The following is a 15,944-nucleotide window of genomic DNA, read 5'->3' as shown; positions in this document are numbered from 1 at the left end:
TCCAGCGAGCCTGAGGCATCAGGCCCAGTACCATTCGCGGATGTTCCAGCAATTGATCGAGGTGTTGATGTTGGGGCGGAAGCCTTGCAGCCCTTCCTTCACGCCCTCGGCGATAAAACCCTGGAACAGCGGCAGGATGGCGAGGTCGTTGCGGATCAGCTTTTGCAGATCGCCATAGGTCGTCTTGCGCTGGGCGAGATCGAACTGTTTGGCGCCTTCGGCGAGCAGGCGATCGGCCTCGGCGCTGTTGTACTGGTAGGTGTTGTAGCCGCGGCCGCCCTTGGCGGGAATCGCACCGGAGCCGAAGCGCGGCGTGACGTCAGGGTCGCTGCCGAGCATGAAGTTCACGGACACCAGCACCGAATTGAATTTCGACTGCTGCCAGAAATCGCCCCAGATCACGGCGGCGGGCATGTTGTTGACGCGCATCGCCGCGCCGATCGCGCGCCAGTCCTGGATCAGGAGCTGCTGGGTCTGTTCGCGCACCGCATTGCCTGACGTCGTCGAGTTGGTGAATTCGAGCTTGACCCCACCCTTCTCGCGAATGCCGCCGGAGCCGCGCGTCCACCCGGCCGCGTCGAGCAGCGCGTTGGCCTTGGCTGGATCGTATTTGTGCTGCGGCAGGCCCTGCTGGAACGACCACGCCTGTTGCGGCACAAAGCTTTCAGTCTGCGTCGGCAGGCCGTAGTTCAGCGCATCGATGATCGCCTGCTTGTTGATGGCAAGGTAAAGCGCCTCACGCACCGTGCGATCGGCAAAGGGCCCGAATTCCAGGTTGGGCGCGACGTGTTCCACCGAGGACGTCGCCGAGACGAAGATCTTTCGCCCCTTCAGCGTCTTCGCCTCCTGCACGAAGTTCGGCAAGATGCCTTGCAGGCCGGTGTAGTCGACCTGCCCCGTGCGGAACTGGGTGTAGAGCACGGTGAGATCAGGAATGTATTTGAAGACCACGCGTTCGACGTAAGGTCCCTTGCCGTGATAGCCGACGTGGGCATTCAATTGAATGTGGTCGCCGGGCACGCGCTCGCCCCAGCGGAACGGCCCGGTGCCGACAGGCGCATTGTGGAACGGCGAGGCGTTCGGATCCGACAGCTTCTCCAGGATGTGCTTCGGCACGATGAAGGTGAGCGACAGGATCGACATGTAGGGCGAATAGGGAGCCTCCATCCGCCAGTGGATCTCGTCGGGCGCGACGACCTTGATGTCCTTGACGAGGTTGTGGCCAACGCGGTTGCGGACGCGGAAATCGGGATTGTTGATCAGCTCAAGCGAGAACTTGACGTCCTCGGCCGTGAACGGCGTGCCGTCGTGCCATTTCACGTCGCTGCGCAGCTTGATCTTCCAGGTCAGGCCATCGGCCGACAGGCCGCCATTCTCGACGGTCGGGACTTCGCGCGCGAGATCAGGGACGAACTTGCCGTCGGGTTCGATGAACCACAGCGGCGAGAACACCTGCCACCAGATGCCCTGGTCGACCTCGATCCCCGGCATCAACGGATGGAAGACGGTCGGCTCCTGCGACAGCGCCGCGATCACCTGCCCGCGCGGCTTGTCCGGCGGATTGGTCGGGCGTTCCGTTTGCGCGAACGCGTTGCCTGCAAGGGTCCATCCCGCCGCGGCGCCCGCGCCGAGCTGGAAGAATTGTCGGCGATTCGGAATGCCAACATGCAGTCCGCCCACGCCGAACTTGCCGGTGTCATCTGCCATGACCAGTCTCCGTTCCCGCACGCGGCACCTCTCCCGCGCCCCGAGACCCCGGCAAAGGGACAGGAGTGGGCTTTAGTGCTTCTAAATTTTTCAGTCAAAATTTCATCATGACTAAATACAGCTGTCAATCACATTGCTAGGATGCGCGACCTTTTCACTCCGACTGAAGCTCAGGTCCGATGCGGTCCGGGGCTGAGATGATGCATGGGAGAGCGACATGGATGGTCGCAGCGAGACGAACGGTCCGAAGGACGCCCCGGCGATCGAGGCCGACGATGCGGTCGACCAGCGGCTCGGCGAAACCGTGCGGCTGCTGCGTCAGCGCGCCGGCCTCTCGATCCAGGACGTCGCCAACAAGACCGGGCTCTCCAACGGCATGATCAGCCAGCTCGAACGCGCGCGCGCCATGCCGTCGATCCGCACGCTCCGCCTGCTCAGCATCGCGCTCGACGTTCCCATCTCCTACTTCTTCGAGACCAGCGATCCCGCCGACGTGCAGCGCTACATCGTGCGCAAGAACAGCCGGCGCCTGCTGCGGCTCACTGCCAGCGGCGTCGTCAAGGAAGCGCTGACGCCGGCAGACAATGGCCAGCTCGAACTCTATGAGCTGACGCTCAACCCCGGCGCCTCGTCCGGCACCGACTTCTTGCAGCACACCGGCGAGAAGGCCGGTTACATCCTGTCCGGCAGCCTGCGGCTGTGGCTCGACCACCAGGCTCATCTGCTCGAGGCCGGCGACAGTTTCCGTTTTCCAAGCGTCGTGCCGCACATGTTCGACAACCCGACCCAGCAGGCTGCGCGTGTGATCTGGGTCACGACGCTGCGCCAGACCGATTCGCCGGCAGGTTGAAGAGAGGAAAGCTATCACACATCCGGAAATTGCCCCTCGACGCGGGCGCACGGAGTCTGTAGCTCACGTGGAGCCGGAGCAAGCTACAGAACGGACACGAGGCTCCGCGATTGACGTCGTTGGTGTGAGACCATGAAACTCAGGCCGCTTCTGACACTCGCGATGGCCGCGCAGGTCATCGTGACCGCCGCGGCCCTCCTCGCCTCCTATGCCGTGACCGGAACCGGGTTCGGCTTTGCTCAGATCGTCGCTTTGCTGGCAAGCGGCCTCGTTGTGGTACTGCTCGCGCGTCTGTGCACGCGCGCGATCGAAACGATGCAGGAAAAACGCGCCGCCGCGCAACTGGCCGAGCAGGCGCAAGCCAGCGCACAGATGACCCAGGCCATCATCAAGACCGCGCTCGACGCCTTCGTTCAGACCGATGCGAACGGCATCGTCCTGGAGTGGAGTGTTCAGGCCGAAGCCCTGACCGGATGGACGCGCAAGGAGGCGCTCGGCGCCGACGTCGTCAACCTCCTCATCGCCGAGCCGCTCCGCGACGGTTTCAGGCAACGCATGATGCGGCTTTTGCCCGAGCTGTCGAATACGCCGATCGGGATCCGGTTCGAGGCGACCCTGCTGCACCGGAACGGTGACCAGATCCTGATCGAAGCGTCGAGCACCACGCTCCAGCTCGGCGGACGCACCGTCATCAACAACTTCGTCAAGGACGTTACCCAGAAGCGCGCCGCCGAGGAGCAGCTGATCCAGGCGCAGAAGATGGAAGCGGTCGGCCAGCTCACCGGCGGCATCGCACACGAATTCAACAACATGCTCACCGTGATCACGGGCACGATCGAGATCCTCGCCGACGCCGTGAAGGACAACCCGCCGCTTGCGACCATCACCAAGCTGATCAGCGAAGCGGCTGATCGCGGCGCCGCGCTGACGTCGAGCCTGTTGTCCTTTGCCCGCAAGCAGGCGCTCCAGCCGGCCGAGATCGACGTCAACGAACTGCTCGAAGAGGTCGCAAAGCTGCTGCTGGCGACCTTCGACAAGAAGATCGAGATCGCAACCAGGCTCGACCGCAACGTCTGGCTGGCTTTCGCCGACCGCGGCCAGCTGAGCTCGGCGCTGCTCAATCTCGCGATCAACGCCCGCGACGCGATGCTGGACGGCGGCAAGCTCGCGCTGACGACGCGCAACGTGGTGTTCGGCGTGCGCGAGGCCGTGGCCGTGGGCGCCGGCTATGCCGGCGACTATGTCGAGATCGAGATCGCCGACACCGGCGCGGGTATTCCGCAAGCCATTCTCGAACGCATCTTCGATCCGTTCTTCTCGACCAAGGAGGTCGGCAAGGGCACCGGGCTCGGTCTCAGCATGGTGTTCGGTTTCGTCAAGCAGTCCGGCGGCGGCATCAAGGTCACTTCCGAAGAAGGCCGCGGCACGATTTTCACGATCTACCTGCCGAAGGCCGAGACCAGTACGCTTCGGCCGACGGGTTACGACGAACGCAAGATCGTGGGCGGGACGGAAACCATCCTTTGCGTCGAGGACGATCGCGACGTCCGCCAATATGTCACGGTCCAGCTCGAAAGCCTCGGCTACAAGGTCATCCCCGCCGTCAACGCGGCCGACGCGCTCGCCATCGTGGCCCAGGGCACGCCGTTCGATCTGCTGTTCACCGATATCGTGATGGCCGGCGCCTTGAATGGACGCGAGCTCGCCGACGAGATGGTGGCCGCGCGGCCTTCGTTACGGGTGCTGTTCACGTCGGGCTATGCCTACGACGCCCCGCATGGGCCGGGACACGCCACCATGGGCGCGCCGCTTCTGGCAAAACCCTACCGCAAGGCCGAGCTGGCGCGGATGCTGCGCCGCTCTCTCGACACCGCGGTCGATGCCGCGGGCGATCCGATCCCGACGCCCTATTCGGTGCAGGCGGATGTCGAGGGCTTTTTGCGCAGGCAGGGGTCTGAAGACAACGGCACGACGCGGTCGAGAGAATAGATGTCTTCCGCCTAGCTCAACCGTCGCCGCAGCGTTGCCGACGGCGTCTCGCCGAACTTTTCACGGTAGGCACCAGCCATGCGGCCGAGATGGGTGAAGCCGAGATCGAAGGCGATCTCGGTGATGGAGACATCCGGCGAAGCCTGCGCGAGCCGGGCGTGCAGACCAGCGAGGCGCATGTCGAGCAGCATCTCCGAGATCGATACACCGAAGTGGCGGCGGAAGCCGAGCTGGAGCGCGCGGACGCCGATCCCGGACGCGCAGGCGAGCTGCGCGAGGTCGAGCGGCTCACCGGCATTTTCCGCAAGATGGTCCCGCGCGGCGCGGAGCGCACGCGGCAGACGCTCGGCTTGCCCCGAGAACCTCCTGATGGCTTCCGACAGGTCATGCCGCTGGCCGTTGAGGAGATGATCGAGCAGCACCTCGCGCCAATCGGCCATCGCGACCGATGAAAGCCTGCCGGACGGCCCGAGACGCTCGGCGAGCAGCATCAGCTCGGCAAGGCTGGTCCGCAACGACTGCCCCGCCGGTGCGTCCAGGTCGATCGCGGCATCGAACTCGACTTTGCCGGCCGCCCTGCCCGACAGCGACGCAGCGCGTTGCTCGACCATGCGACGGTCGAGCAGCAGGATCGCTTGCGCACAGTCGCTCCACATCATCCGGGTCGGGATGGTCGGCGACAGCAGCGACGCCGTCCGGCCCGGCGCGGCGTCGATTTCGCTGACTCCGGCACGAATGCGGGCAGTGCCGGTGAGCGGGACCTGCACCAGGAAGAAGCGCTCGAGGCAGCCGGGATCGATACTCACCGACCCGCCATAGGCGACATAATTGATGGAAAAGCCGTCGAACGCCGCGCAATTGTGCCGGGCGGAGAAGCCGGGCCCGCGCGGCCGTACCGGCTTGAGATCGTGCGGGCAGAAGATACGTCCGATCTGCTCGGCCGCCTCGTCGACGTCATCCGTGGTGACGCGGGCGAAGTCCGCAAGCCGCTCGGCCTGGGACGCCCTTGCGTTCATTTCCTGCACGGCTGCGGACATCGTCGACCACGCTTCGCGTCACGGAATTGCTTTAAGCCTATAATAGCTCCCCCAACCCGAAAAGGGCGACGCCTGCAAAATCGTGCTGCAGGGCAACAGCGAGGTCCGGATTCGTTTAGCGGATAGACAGGCGGCGGGTTGCTGGCGGAAGCTCTGTCGCCGGATTCATGAGGAGGCGAGCATGACTGCACTCGAAAAGGGCATTACCGCAAACGGCACGGGCTATGGCGGCAAGACCTGGAACATCCTGGGTCAGGTCTATTTTCCCAAGGCCGTCACCGACTCCACCTTCGCGTTCGAGACCAACAGCGATCCCGGCCAGTTCGTGCCGGTGCACATCCATCCGACCCAGGACGAGTTCATCCTGGTGCAGGAAGGCACGCTCGACCTCAAGCTCGACGGCCAATGGGTCAAGGCCCATGCCGGGGATCTCGTGCGCATGCCGCGCGGCATCCCGCATGGCTATTTCAACAAGTCCGACAAGCCGTGCCGCGCGCTGTTCTGGGTCTCGCCGATGCAGAAGCTGGAGGCGCTGTTCGACCAGCTCCACAATCTGACCGACCCGGCTGAGGTCGTGCGCATCTCGGCGCTGCACGAGGTCGACTTTCTGCCGCCCGAGGCCAACGAGTAGGCAGCCGCCTCCTCGTCTCCACCACCTGCTTGCAGGCCCGACGGCCGCGCCCTGCGGCCGAACGAGGCCGCTTGCACGCGAAACACATTCATTGCGAGCAACCCATGGTCAGCCCCAAGCATGTCTGCGTGATCGGCGCCGGCGTCTCCGGCCTCGCCGCCGCAAAGGCGTTTTCCAGCCGCGGCCACCGCGTCACCATTGTCGAACGCAGCGCCGATCTCGGCGGCGTCTGGGAGCCAGCGCGCTCCTATCCGGACGTGCAAACCCAGAGCCCGAAAGATCTCTACCGCTACACCGATCGCGCGATGCCGGAAGCTTACCCGGAATGGCCGACCGGGCCGCAGGTCCATGCCTATCTCTGCGACTATGCGAAAAGCTTCGGCCTCGACCACATGCTGCGCCTCAACACCGCCGTCGCCGGCATGGAGCGCCGTGCCAATGGCAAACCGGGCTGGACGCTCGCGCTATCCGACAAGGACGGCGCGGCGACGAACGAGGATTTCGATTTCGTCGCGATCTGCACCGGGCAGTTCAACGAGCCGCGCGAGCTGCATTGCCGCGGCGAAGACGGCTTTCTCGCGCAGGGCGGGCAGATCCTGCACTCGTCGAGATACAGCGATCCGACGCTCGCGAAAGGGCGGCGCGTCGTCGTGCTCGGCGGGTCGAAGTCCGCGACCGACATCGCGGTGAACGCGGTGAAGTCGGGCGCGCGCGAGGTCACCATCGTGATGCGCGAGCCGGTCTGGCGCATCCCCTATTTCATCGGCGGGCTGGTGAACTTCAAGCGCATCCTCTACATCCGCGCGCAGGAGGAGATGTTTCCAGGCTGGGGCGCGAGCTCTATGGCGCGGCTCGCGCTCCGCATCGCCGCGCCGCTGATCTGGGCGAACTGGCGCGGACTGGAGAGCCTGTTGAAGGCGCAGCTCAAGCTGAACCAGTGCAAGATGGTGCCGAAGGAGCGGATCGAGGACGGCGTCAACTGCTCAGTGCCGATCGCAACGCCGGATTTCTACCCGATGGTCGCCGACGGCCGCATCAAGGCGGTGTTCGGCAGCTTCGATCACTATGAAGGCGAGAGCATCGTGATGAGCGGCGGCGAGCGCGTCGCGGCAGACGTCGCCGTGCTCGCGATCGGCTACAAGCTCGGCGTGCCCTTCCTGCCGGACGCCTACCAGGCCAGGCTGGTCGATGCGGACGGACAGTACCGGCTCTATCGCCTGATCGCCAACCCCGACCTGCCCGACCTCGGCTTCGTCGGCTTCAACTCGTCGTTCTGCACCGTGCTTTGCGCCGACCTCGCCGCCAACTGGCTGGTGCGCTACGCCGACGGCCAGCTCGCGAACCAGCCGACGGCGCAAGCGATGCGCAACAACATCGAGATGATGCTGCACTTCAGGCGCGTCGAGCGGCCGGCTGCCGGCGTCTATGGCGGCCTCTGCGTCGCGCCCTATCACTACCGCCATTTCGACGAGCTCATGGCCGATATCGGCGCCAAGAACCAGAAGCGCGGCGGACTCGCCGGACATTTCCAGCCGCCGGATGCGGATGCCTATGCGAAATTCCTGGCGACGGCGCCGGAGTACCGGGCCACAACGTAAGGTCGGAGAACCCGGATCGAGCGTGATTTGCAACTCGCCAGTCCGCGCGTTTGATGTTTACGATCCCGTGACCGACGAATCTCCGGCACATGGGAACCCGCCATGGGACGACGATGTTACGCCGCCATAGCCCTGGCGGTGCTTGGGCTGATCCTCACGACGTTCACGGTCAGCCAGGCACAAACGCTCAACGCAAAGCAATCGGAGGCGCTCGCCACCTACGATCGCGCGCTCGGCGATTTCAAATCCATCCTTGCCGAGCGGCGCCGACAGATCGAGGCGAAGGAGCCGCTGCCGAACCTGCCGGGACAGGCGCTCTATCTGGCACGTGTCGCCGTCATCAGTGCTTACAAGGATCTCACCGACGCCGTGCCGTCGCGGATCGGCCGGCCCAACAAGTTCGAGATACCTCCGGCCTATTTCGACGCCGACATCGAGCCGCTGGTCGACGAATACGGAAAGTTGTTCGACATCATGGAGGCGCCGCCGGCCAATGCGCAGAACTCGGCGACGCCGTTCAAGGACGTCGTCGATCTCGCCGCAGCGATCGCGCGCGCCAAGGGGCTAGCACCGGCTCACGCCGAAGCCGCGGGCCGGATCAGCCTCGGGCTGTTCTTCGCCGAGACCAATGGCAAGCAGAATGTCCGCAACGGGCGCTCGAACACCTACATGGGCAGCTTCCAGACCGGCCCGTCCGAGGACCGCAACGGCCGCAGGAAGTGGGAGGCCATCAAATCCGAGATCGCGGCGGCAGATCCCGAACTGAGCGCGCGCGACGACAGGGAAGAAGCGCGGGCCCGCGGCACCGATCACCGCTTCAACCACTGGACCAACGTGCGCGACGGCCTGATGAACGCGCATGCGGAGGTCTTCCGGGAGATTCCGGGAATCGTGAAGACGCTTCCCGATCCGATCGACCAGATGAAGCTGTTCGAGCTGATCCAGATCGTGCCGACCCCGACGCGGTCCGCGCTCAAGTCAGGCGATGTCCTGAACTACAGGGTGTCCAGTCCAACGATCATGAAGCACCTGCGCAACAACAGCATCTTCGCGTTCGGACAGGCCGACCGGGCGCGGACCTCGGCCAGCTTCCGCGAGATCCTCGCTGCGATGTGGCTGTTCAACCGCAAGTTCGAACGGGCCATGGCGAAATATGCGGAGATCAGGCCGCGCTGAGGAAGCGGCTTGCAACTGCAACTGGACGTCGTAGGCTCCCTCCCACTCCCTCGTCATCGGGAAGGACGCGCCACGATGTCATCGGCCATCTCATGCGCCTGCTAATCCTCGGCGGCAGCCAGTTTCTCGGGCGCGCGATCGCCACCCATGCCTGCGCGGCCGGGCACGACGTGACCTGCGCGGCCCGCGGCCTCGCGGGACCGATCGCAGCGGGCGCCCGCTTCGTGTTGATCGACCGCGACAGCGTCGACGGGCTTGCGCCGCTTGCGGGCGGGACGTTCGATGCCGTGGTCGATGTCTCGCGTCATGCCGGTCAGGTCCGCCGCGCGGTGGCGGCGCTGAAGCGACCGGGCGTGCACTGGAGCTTCATCTCGACCGTCAGCGTCTATGCGGACAATCGCACGCCCGGGCAGCGCGCCAATACGGCATCGCTCCGCGAGCCCGTCACGGCGGATATCGAGCACAGCACCGACGCCATCTATGGCGCCGCCAAGGTCGCCTGCGAACAGGCGGTCGGCGGCGACGCCTTCATCTGTCGGGCCGGCCTGATCGTCGGTCCGGAGGATCCGACAGGACGCTTTGCCTACTGGCCGGCGCGGCTGGTGCGCGGCGGCGAGGTGCTGGCACCGGGATCGCCCGATGACGCCGTTCAGTTCATCGACGTGCGCGATCTCGCGCAATGGATCGTGCATGCGGCAGAGATTGGCCTTAAGGGCATCTATGACGGGATCGGACCGGTTCGCACGCGCGGCGAAGTTCTGGCCGAGTGCGCGTCCGCGCTGAACCCGTCCTGCAAATTCACCTGGATCGATCGCACCTTCCTTGAAGCGCACGACGTCCGGCGCTGGGCCGGCCCACGGTCGCTGCCGATGTGGCTGCCCCTGCCCGACTTCGCCGGCTTCATGACGCGCGACACCTCGCCGGCGCGCGAGGCCGGGCTGACCTCGCGACCGCCAGCGGTCACCGCGCGCGATACGCGCGCCTGGCTCCGCGCCAGCAACGGACCTGTCGTCGGACTGACAGAGGATGAGGAGAAGGCCGTGCTCGCCGCGTGGCATGCAGGCAAGGCGAGCTAAAGCATGATCCGGAGGTTTTCCGGAAAGATCATGCGCAAACAACAACCTAAAGCGCGATGACGATTCATCTAAATCTCATCGCGCTTTAGTTCTCCACCTTGTAGCCGTCGGTCAGCGTTTTCAGGAACGCGATGATATCGGCCTCGTCCTGCTCGGTCATCGCCGGCTTGTCACCGGGGTGGCGATCGAAGGGCGGATCGGTGACATCCACATTGGCGTGATATTTTGGCGGCAGGTCGTCGTACTTCAGCACCGTGCCGTCAGCGGCGCGCGGAAACACTTTTTCCGGATTGGTATCGCGGAAGTTATAAAAGTCCATCACCTGCTGGAGGGCGCTGAAGACGCCATTGTGGAAGAAGGCGTGACGCGTCGCCGCGTTGCGCAGCGTCGGTGTCAGGAACATGCCGCAATATCAAGACCCCACAGCGCTATTCCGTCCGGATCGGCGAATCCTTCAGGCCATTGTTGTCATAGGCCTTGCGCAGCGCGCCGTTCGTCGTCGCTTCCGTCATGAACTCGGTGACGAAGGCCAATGCCCGGCTGTTGCCGAGCGGAACGGCGACAGCGGTGACGGTCTTCTTGAAGGTCTCGTCAAGCACCCTTGTACCCGGAATCTTCTGCGCCATCTTGTTGAGCTGGTCGCGTGACAGCGCGAAGGCATCGATCTCGCCGCTTTTCAGAAGCGCGAATATTTCATCGTATGTCTGATAGCCCGTGACCTTCGCATTCTTCAAATGGGCAATGGCGCCGCGCATGGTGGTGGTGGCGTTGACGGCCGCGACCTTGATGCCCACCTGGTCGAGCGTGGCAAAGTTGGTGACGTTCGAGCCGGGCTTGACGATGTAGGTGGCGTCGGCGACCTCGTAGATCGGGCCGAACATCATCTTCGTCTCGCGCTCGGGATCCTTCGGCAGCCAGGTGACGTCCCAGGTTCCCTTCGACGCCGCGTCGGTGATCTGCCCGGAATTCTGGTGCACGACATATTCGACGGGGACGCCGAGCTGCGCGGCCATCTCCTTGCCGAGATCGACCGGCACGCCGGCATAACCGGTTTCCGTCTTGGTCGACCAGAACGCGCCGCCCGCCGGGCTGATCGCGATCGCGACCCGCAGCTTGCCGGTCGGCGCGATCTCGTCCTTCAGACCATCGGCTAGCGCGGGCATGGCGACTGCCGCTGCGAAAACGAGGCCGGCAAGGGCCGACCGGAGGGACGTGGGCATGTCATGTTCTCCTCACCTTTTCTTCTTCTCTGCTTCCCGACCGCTTCGTTTCCGTCACTCGGCCTTTGACACAATTCTGGTCGATCGTGCACCCGATGAAAAGCGTTTGCCATGGCAAATCTGTCAAAGGCCACAGCGCCGTTTGCAGTGCAAGGCCGGTGACTGCCATGGCTATGGTGTTCCACGGCAGGACATTTGTTGCTAGCCTGCCGCACCAACAGACAGCAATCGGGGGCCACCGAATGACCTCAGCGAATCCCGCATCTCCCGCACGGCGCAATGGAGCGTGGAGACATATCGGGCGGGCGCTGGCCGCCGCGGCGGCCGTTGCCGTGCTCACCGGTTGCGAGGACAAGAACACGTTCGTGGCACCGCCGCCGGCCAAGGTGGACGTCGCCACGCCGGTGCAGCGGGCCGTGACGCGCTACGTCGAAGCCACCGGCACCACCGCGCCGGTCAAGAGCGTCGATCTGGTGGCGCGCGTGCAGGGCTTCCTGCAATCGATCGACTATCAGGACGGCAGCTTCGTCAAGCAGGGCACCCAGCTTTTCTTAATCGAGCCGGAGACCTACAAGCTCAAGCTCGAGCAGGCGCAGGCGGCCGAGGTCGGCGCGCAGGCCACGCTCAAGCAGGCCGAAGCCGATTTCAAGCGCCAGGTCGAGCTGGTGCAGCGCCAGGCGGTCTCGCAGTCCACGCTCGACACCTCGACGTCGAACCGCGACAACGCCCAGGCCAGTCTCCAGCAGGCCCAGGTCAATACCAGGCTTGCCGAGGTCAATTACGGCTACACCAAGGTGAGCGCGCCGTTCGACGGCATTGTCAGCGCGCACCTGGTCTCGGTCGGCGAGCTCGTCGGCGTCTCCTCCCCGACCCAGCTCGCAACCATCGTCGCGCTCGACCCGATCTGGGTGAACTTCACGGTCAATGAGCAGGACGTCCTGCGCATCCGCGCCGAAGCGATCCGCCGCGGGCTGACCGTGGCCGACCTCAGACAGTTGCCGGTCCATGTGGGCCTCCAGACCGAGACCGGCTATCCGCATGAAGGCCACCTCGACTACATCTCGCCGACCCTCAATACATCGACGGGCACGCTCGCGGTGCGCGGCGTCTTGCCCAATGACAAGCGGGCGCTGCTGCCCGGCTATTTCGTCCGGGTCCGGGTGCCCTTCGACCAGGACAAGAGCGCCCTCCTCGTGCCCGACACCGCGCTCGGCAGCGACCAGGGCGGCCGCTATCTCCTGGTGGTCAATAGCGACAACATTGTCGAGCAGCGCAAGGTGCAGATCGGCCAGGTCGACAACGGCCTACGCGTGATCGAGAGCGGCCTGAAGCCTGATGACCGCGTGGTCATCGCAGGGCTGCTGCGGGTGATTCCAGGCCAGAAGATCGACCCGCAAGTGACGAAGATCGAACAGCCGCAGGCGTCTGCCAAGTGAGGGGTCGCCAGCCATGATCTCAAAATTCTTCATCGAGCGGCCGGTCCTCTCGAACGTCATCGCGCTCCTGATGATCCTGATCGGCGGCGTCGCGCTGTTCAACCTCGCGATCGCGCAATATCCCGACGTGGTGCCGCCGACGGTGCAAGTCACCACGCGCTATCCCGGCGCCAGCGCCAAGACCGTGATCGACACGGTTGCCTTGCCGATAGAACAGCAGGTCAACGGCGTCGAGGACATGCTCTACATGCAGTCCTACAGCGGCTCCGACGGCACTTACACGCTGACCGTGACCTTCAAGATCGGCACCGACCTCAACTTCGCGCAGGTGCTGGTGCAGAACCGCGTCTCCAGCGCGCTGTCGCAATTGCCGAGCTCGGTGCAGAACCAGGGCGTCACCGTGCAGAAGCGGTCGACCTCGATCCTGCTGTTCGTGACGCTGACCTCGCCCGACGCGAGATTTGACAGCCTGTATTTGAGCAACTACGCCACCATCAACATCCGCGACGAGCTCTCGCGCCTGCCCGGCGTCGGCAACGTCACCGTGTTCGGCGCCGGCCAGTATTCGATGCGGGTGTGGCTCGATCCGAACAAGCTGCAAGTCCGTGACCTGGTGCCGCAGGACGTCATCAACGCAATCCAGCAGCAGAGCCAGCAGGTCTCCGCCGGCCAGGTCGGCGCGCCGCCGACCCCGCCGGGACAGGCGTTCCAGTACACGCTCAACGTCAATGGAAGGCTCGACGACACCACCCAGTTCGAGAACATCATCGTCAAGACCGGCACCAGCGGCGACGTCACGCGCGTGCGCGACGTCGGCTGGGTTGAACTCGGGGCGCAGACCTACAGCCAGATCTTCTCGCTCAACAAGCAGCCCGCCACCGGCATCGGCGTGTTCCAGTCGCCCGGCGCCAACGCGCTCCAGGTCGAGCAGGCCGTCGAGAAGAAGATGACGGAGCTCGCCAAGCGATTTCCCGAAGGGATCAAGTACGATACGCCGTTCGACACCACCAAATTCGTCGAGGCTTCGGTACACGAGGTCTACATGACGCTGATCGAGGCCGGCCTTCTGGTGCTGGTCGTGATCCTGGTGTTCCTGCAGGACTGGCGCGCGATGCTGGTGCCGGCGACGACCGTGCCCGTCACCATCATCGGCGCGTTCGCCGCGATGGCGGCGCTCGGCTTCACCATCAACATGTCGACGCTGTTCGCGATCGTGCTCGCGATCGGCATCGTCGTCGACGATGCCATCGTCGTGGTGGAAGGCGCGGCTCACAACATCGAGCAGGGCATGAACGGCCACGACGCCGCGATCAGGGCGATGGACCAGCTGTTCGCGCCGATCGTCGGCATCACCCTGGTGCTGATCTCGGTGTTCCTGCCCGCCTCGTTCCTCGCGGGCCTCACGGGACGCATCTATTCGCAATTCGCGCTGGTGATCGCGGCGACCGCGCTTTTGTCCGCGATCAACGCGGCGACGCTGAAGCCGACGCAATGCGCGCTCTGGCTGCGGCCGACGGTGCCGCCGGAGCAGCGCAATTTCTTCTACCGCGGCTTCAACGCGGTCTATAACCGGGTCGAGCGCGGCTACACGCGGTTGATCACCTTCCTGGTCGGGCACGCGACGGCCTCGGTCGCGTTCGCGCTCGTGCTGATCGGAATCGGCGGCTACGGCCTGTCGCGGGTGCCGACCGGCTTCCTGCCGATCGAGGACCAGGGTTATCTGATCGCCGCCGTGCAACTGCCCGACGGCGCCGCGCTGGAGCGGACCCAGACAGTGCTCGACAGAGCGAGCGAGCTGATCAAGGACACGCCTGGAGTCCAGCAGGTCATCACCATCGCCGGCATCTCCGCGCTCGACAACAGCGCCAGCCTTGCCAATGCCGGCGTCGCCTACATCATCCTGAAGGACTGGGGGGCGCGCAAAGGACCCGGCGAGGACCTGCGCTCATTGGTCTACGGGCTCAACGACAAGCTCGCAACCATCATGGAGGCGCGCACGATCGTGCTGCCGCCGCCGCCGATCCAGGGCATCGGCAACGCCGCCGGCTTCTCGATGCAGGTCGAGCTGCGCGACGGCAACAGCGATTTCGCAAAGCTCCAGGCGATCACCGGGGCGATGGTCTCCAACGGCCAGAGCCAGAGCGCGCTGCAGCGCGTGCAGTCCTCGTTCCGCTCGTCGGTGCCGCAATTCAACGTCGAGATCGACCGCATCAAGACCCAGACGCTGCACGTCACCACCGATCAGGTGTTCGCGGCGCTCTCGACCTATCTCGGCTCGTCCTACGTCAACCAGTTCAACAAGTTCGGCCGCGTGTTCCAGGTCTACACCCAGGCCGATCCGTCGTTCCGTGTCACCGAGCGCGACATCGCCAACATGCAGGTGCGCAACTCGAACGGCGACATGATCCCGATCGGCACCGTCGCCACGATCACGCCGGCCACGGGGCCATCGCTGATCAGCCTCTACAACCTCTATCCCTCCTCGACCATCATCGGCCTGCCGGCGCAGGGTTACTCGTCCGGTCAGTCGCTGCAGCTGATGGAGGAGATCGCGGACAAGACGCTGCCACCGGGCACGGGCTATGAATGGACCGCGATGTCCTATCAGGAGAAGGCGGTCTCGAACCAGATCTACTGGGTGTTCGGCCTTGCCATGCTGCTGGTCTATCTCGTGCTCGCCGGCCAGTATGAGAGCTGGTACGCGCCGATCTCGGTGATCCTCGCGGTGCCGCTGTCGCTGATCGGACCCATGCTGGTCCTCAACGGCCTCAAGATCGACAACAACCTCTATTGCCAGATCGGCCTGATCCTGCTGATCGCGCTGTCGGCCAAGAACGCCATCCTGATCGTCGAGGTCGGGCTCGAGCTGCACAACCGCGACGGCAAGCCGGTGCTGGAATCCGCGATCGAGGCGGCGCGCGCCCGCTTCCGCCCGATCCTGATGACGTCGTTCGCCTTCATCCTCGGCGTGGTGCCCCTGGTGCTCGCGACCGGCGCCGGCGCCAGCGCGCGCAAGTCGATCGGCATCACCGTGTTCTCGGGCATGCTGGCCTCGACCTGCCTTGCGGTGCTGTTCGTGCCGGCCTTCTTCGTGGTGGTGCAGCGGTTTGAGAACTGGCGTGCGTCGAAGAAGGCGCCGAAGGCACAACCGGTGACGGAGATGAAACCTTAGGAGCCGAACATCCATGATCGTCATTGCGAGCGCAATGACGGAGTGCATACCG

General features: G+C 64.7%; 11 protein-coding genes and 1 pseudogene. 8 read left to right on the top strand and 4 right to left on the bottom strand.

Translation table 11 applies throughout. From position 1 onward, the window contains the following. Nucleotides 1-18: 18 nt before the first annotated feature. On the bottom strand, nucleotides 19-1,707 hold the full coding sequence (locus tag JQ627_RS16945; protein ID WP_212485299.1) for a peptide ABC transporter substrate-binding protein: 1,689 nt from the start codon (nucleotides 1,705-1,707) through the stop codon (nucleotides 19-21). A 217-nt stretch (nucleotides 1,708-1,924) separates the two neighbouring features. Here JQ627_RS16945 and JQ627_RS16940 point away from each other — a divergent pair, with 217 nt between their 5' ends. Continuing rightward, nucleotides 1,925-2,557 carry a cupin domain-containing protein gene (locus JQ627_RS16940; RefSeq protein WP_212485298.1) on the top strand — a complete coding sequence of 211 codons (633 nt, stop codon included), beginning with the start codon at nucleotides 1,925-1,927 and terminating at the stop codon, nucleotides 2,555-2,557. Between the two features lie 132 nt (nucleotides 2,558-2,689). Continuing rightward, the gene (locus tag JQ627_RS16935; protein ID WP_212485297.1) at nucleotides 2,690-4,546 is read left to right on the top strand and encodes an ATP-binding protein; all 1,857 of its coding nucleotides are present in this window, start codon (nucleotides 2,690-2,692) and stop codon (nucleotides 4,544-4,546) included. Nucleotides 4,547-4,557: 11 nt separating this feature from the next. On the opposite strand, the gene JQ627_RS16930 is transcribed toward JQ627_RS16935, so the two are convergent. Further along, complete coding sequence (locus tag JQ627_RS16930; protein ID WP_212485296.1) at nucleotides 4,558-5,583, bottom strand: AraC family transcriptional regulator; 1,026 nt, start codon at nucleotides 5,581-5,583, stop codon at nucleotides 4,558-4,560. Between the two features lie 181 nt (nucleotides 5,584-5,764). On the opposite strand from JQ627_RS16930, the gene JQ627_RS16925 reads away from it, so the two are divergent. From JQ627_RS16925 to JQ627_RS16910, 4 genes are all read left to right on the top strand, one after another. Then, nucleotides 5,765-6,214, top strand: a complete 450-nt coding sequence (locus JQ627_RS16925) for a cupin domain-containing protein (protein WP_212485295.1) — start codon at nucleotides 5,765-5,767, stop codon at nucleotides 6,212-6,214. A 104-nt stretch (nucleotides 6,215-6,318) separates the two neighbouring features. Beyond that, the gene (locus JQ627_RS16920; protein WP_212485294.1) at nucleotides 6,319-7,812 is read left to right on the top strand and encodes an NAD(P)/FAD-dependent oxidoreductase; all 1,494 of its coding nucleotides are present in this window, start codon (nucleotides 6,319-6,321) and stop codon (nucleotides 7,810-7,812) included. 102 nt (nucleotides 7,813-7,914) lie between these two features. Further along, a complete protein-coding gene (locus JQ627_RS16915; RefSeq protein ID WP_212485293.1) occupies nucleotides 7,915-8,988 on the top strand; it encodes a hypothetical protein in 1,074 nt (357 codons plus the stop codon). A gap of 92 nt (nucleotides 8,989-9,080) precedes the next feature. After that, nucleotides 9,081-10,064: an NAD-dependent epimerase/dehydratase family protein gene (locus JQ627_RS16910; protein WP_212485292.1), complete on the top strand. Its 984-nt coding sequence runs from the start codon at nucleotides 9,081-9,083 to the stop codon at nucleotides 10,062-10,064. 85 nt (nucleotides 10,065-10,149) lie between these two features. Here the strand turns inward: JQ627_RS16910 and JQ627_RS16905 are convergent. Both JQ627_RS16905 and JQ627_RS16900 read right to left on the bottom strand, forming a co-directional pair. Next, nucleotides 10,150-10,476 (bottom strand): annotated as a pseudogene (locus JQ627_RS16905) (cytochrome-c peroxidase); the annotation flags it as partial. Nucleotides 10,477-10,492: 16 nt separating this feature from the next. Then, the gene (locus JQ627_RS16900) at nucleotides 10,493-11,284 is read right to left on the bottom strand and encodes an ABC transporter substrate-binding protein (RefSeq protein WP_212485291.1); all 792 of its coding nucleotides are present in this window, start codon (nucleotides 11,282-11,284) and stop codon (nucleotides 10,493-10,495) included. A 242-nt stretch (nucleotides 11,285-11,526) separates the two neighbouring features. Between JQ627_RS16900 and JQ627_RS16895 the strand changes: the two genes are divergently transcribed. Continuing rightward, nucleotides 11,527-12,720 carry an efflux RND transporter periplasmic adaptor subunit gene (locus tag JQ627_RS16895; protein WP_212485290.1) on the top strand — a complete coding sequence of 398 codons (1,194 nt, stop codon included), beginning with the start codon at nucleotides 11,527-11,529 and terminating at the stop codon, nucleotides 12,718-12,720. A gap of 13 nt (nucleotides 12,721-12,733) precedes the next feature. After that, nucleotides 12,734-15,892 (top strand): efflux RND transporter permease subunit, encoded by a 3,159-nt coding sequence (locus tag JQ627_RS16890; RefSeq protein WP_212485289.1) that lies wholly within the window; start codon nucleotides 12,734-12,736, stop codon nucleotides 15,890-15,892. The last annotated feature ends 52 nt before the right edge of the window (nucleotides 15,893-15,944 follow it).

This window comes from Bradyrhizobium liaoningense, assembly GCF_018130785.1.
GTDB lineage: Bacteria > Pseudomonadota > Alphaproteobacteria > Rhizobiales > Xanthobacteraceae > Bradyrhizobium > Bradyrhizobium liaoningense_A.
This window is presented reverse-complemented; position numbering and strand designations above follow the sequence as displayed.

What these genes read in the sequence shown, in the direction of transcription:
- JQ627_RS16945 (WP_212485299.1), bottom strand. Translation starts at nt 1,707, where the DNA reads ATGGCAGATGACACCGGCAAGTTCGGCGTGGGCGGACTGCATGTTGGC.
- JQ627_RS16940 (WP_212485298.1), top strand. Translation starts at nt 1,925, where the DNA reads ATGGATGGTCGCAGCGAGACGAACGGTCCGAAGGACGCCCCGGCGATC.
- JQ627_RS16935 (WP_212485297.1), top strand. Translation starts at nt 2,690, where the DNA reads ATGAAACTCAGGCCGCTTCTGACACTCGCGATGGCCGCGCAGGTCATC.
- JQ627_RS16930 (WP_212485296.1), bottom strand. Translation starts at nt 5,583, where the DNA reads ATGTCCGCAGCCGTGCAGGAAATGAACGCAAGGGCGTCCCAGGCCGAG.
- JQ627_RS16925 (WP_212485295.1), top strand. Translation starts at nt 5,765, where the DNA reads ATGACTGCACTCGAAAAGGGCATTACCGCAAACGGCACGGGCTATGGC.
- JQ627_RS16920 (WP_212485294.1), top strand. Translation starts at nt 6,319, where the DNA reads ATGGTCAGCCCCAAGCATGTCTGCGTGATCGGCGCCGGCGTCTCCGGC.
- JQ627_RS16915 (WP_212485293.1), top strand. Translation starts at nt 7,915, where the DNA reads ATGGGACGACGATGTTACGCCGCCATAGCCCTGGCGGTGCTTGGGCTG.
- JQ627_RS16910 (WP_212485292.1), top strand. Translation starts at nt 9,081, where the DNA reads ATGCGCCTGCTAATCCTCGGCGGCAGCCAGTTTCTCGGGCGCGCGATC.
- JQ627_RS16900 (WP_212485291.1), bottom strand. Translation starts at nt 11,284, where the DNA reads ATGCCCACGTCCCTCCGGTCGGCCCTTGCCGGCCTCGTTTTCGCAGCG.
- JQ627_RS16895 (WP_212485290.1), top strand. Translation starts at nt 11,527, where the DNA reads ATGACCTCAGCGAATCCCGCATCTCCCGCACGGCGCAATGGAGCGTGG.
- JQ627_RS16890 (WP_212485289.1), top strand. Translation starts at nt 12,734, where the DNA reads ATGATCTCAAAATTCTTCATCGAGCGGCCGGTCCTCTCGAACGTCATC.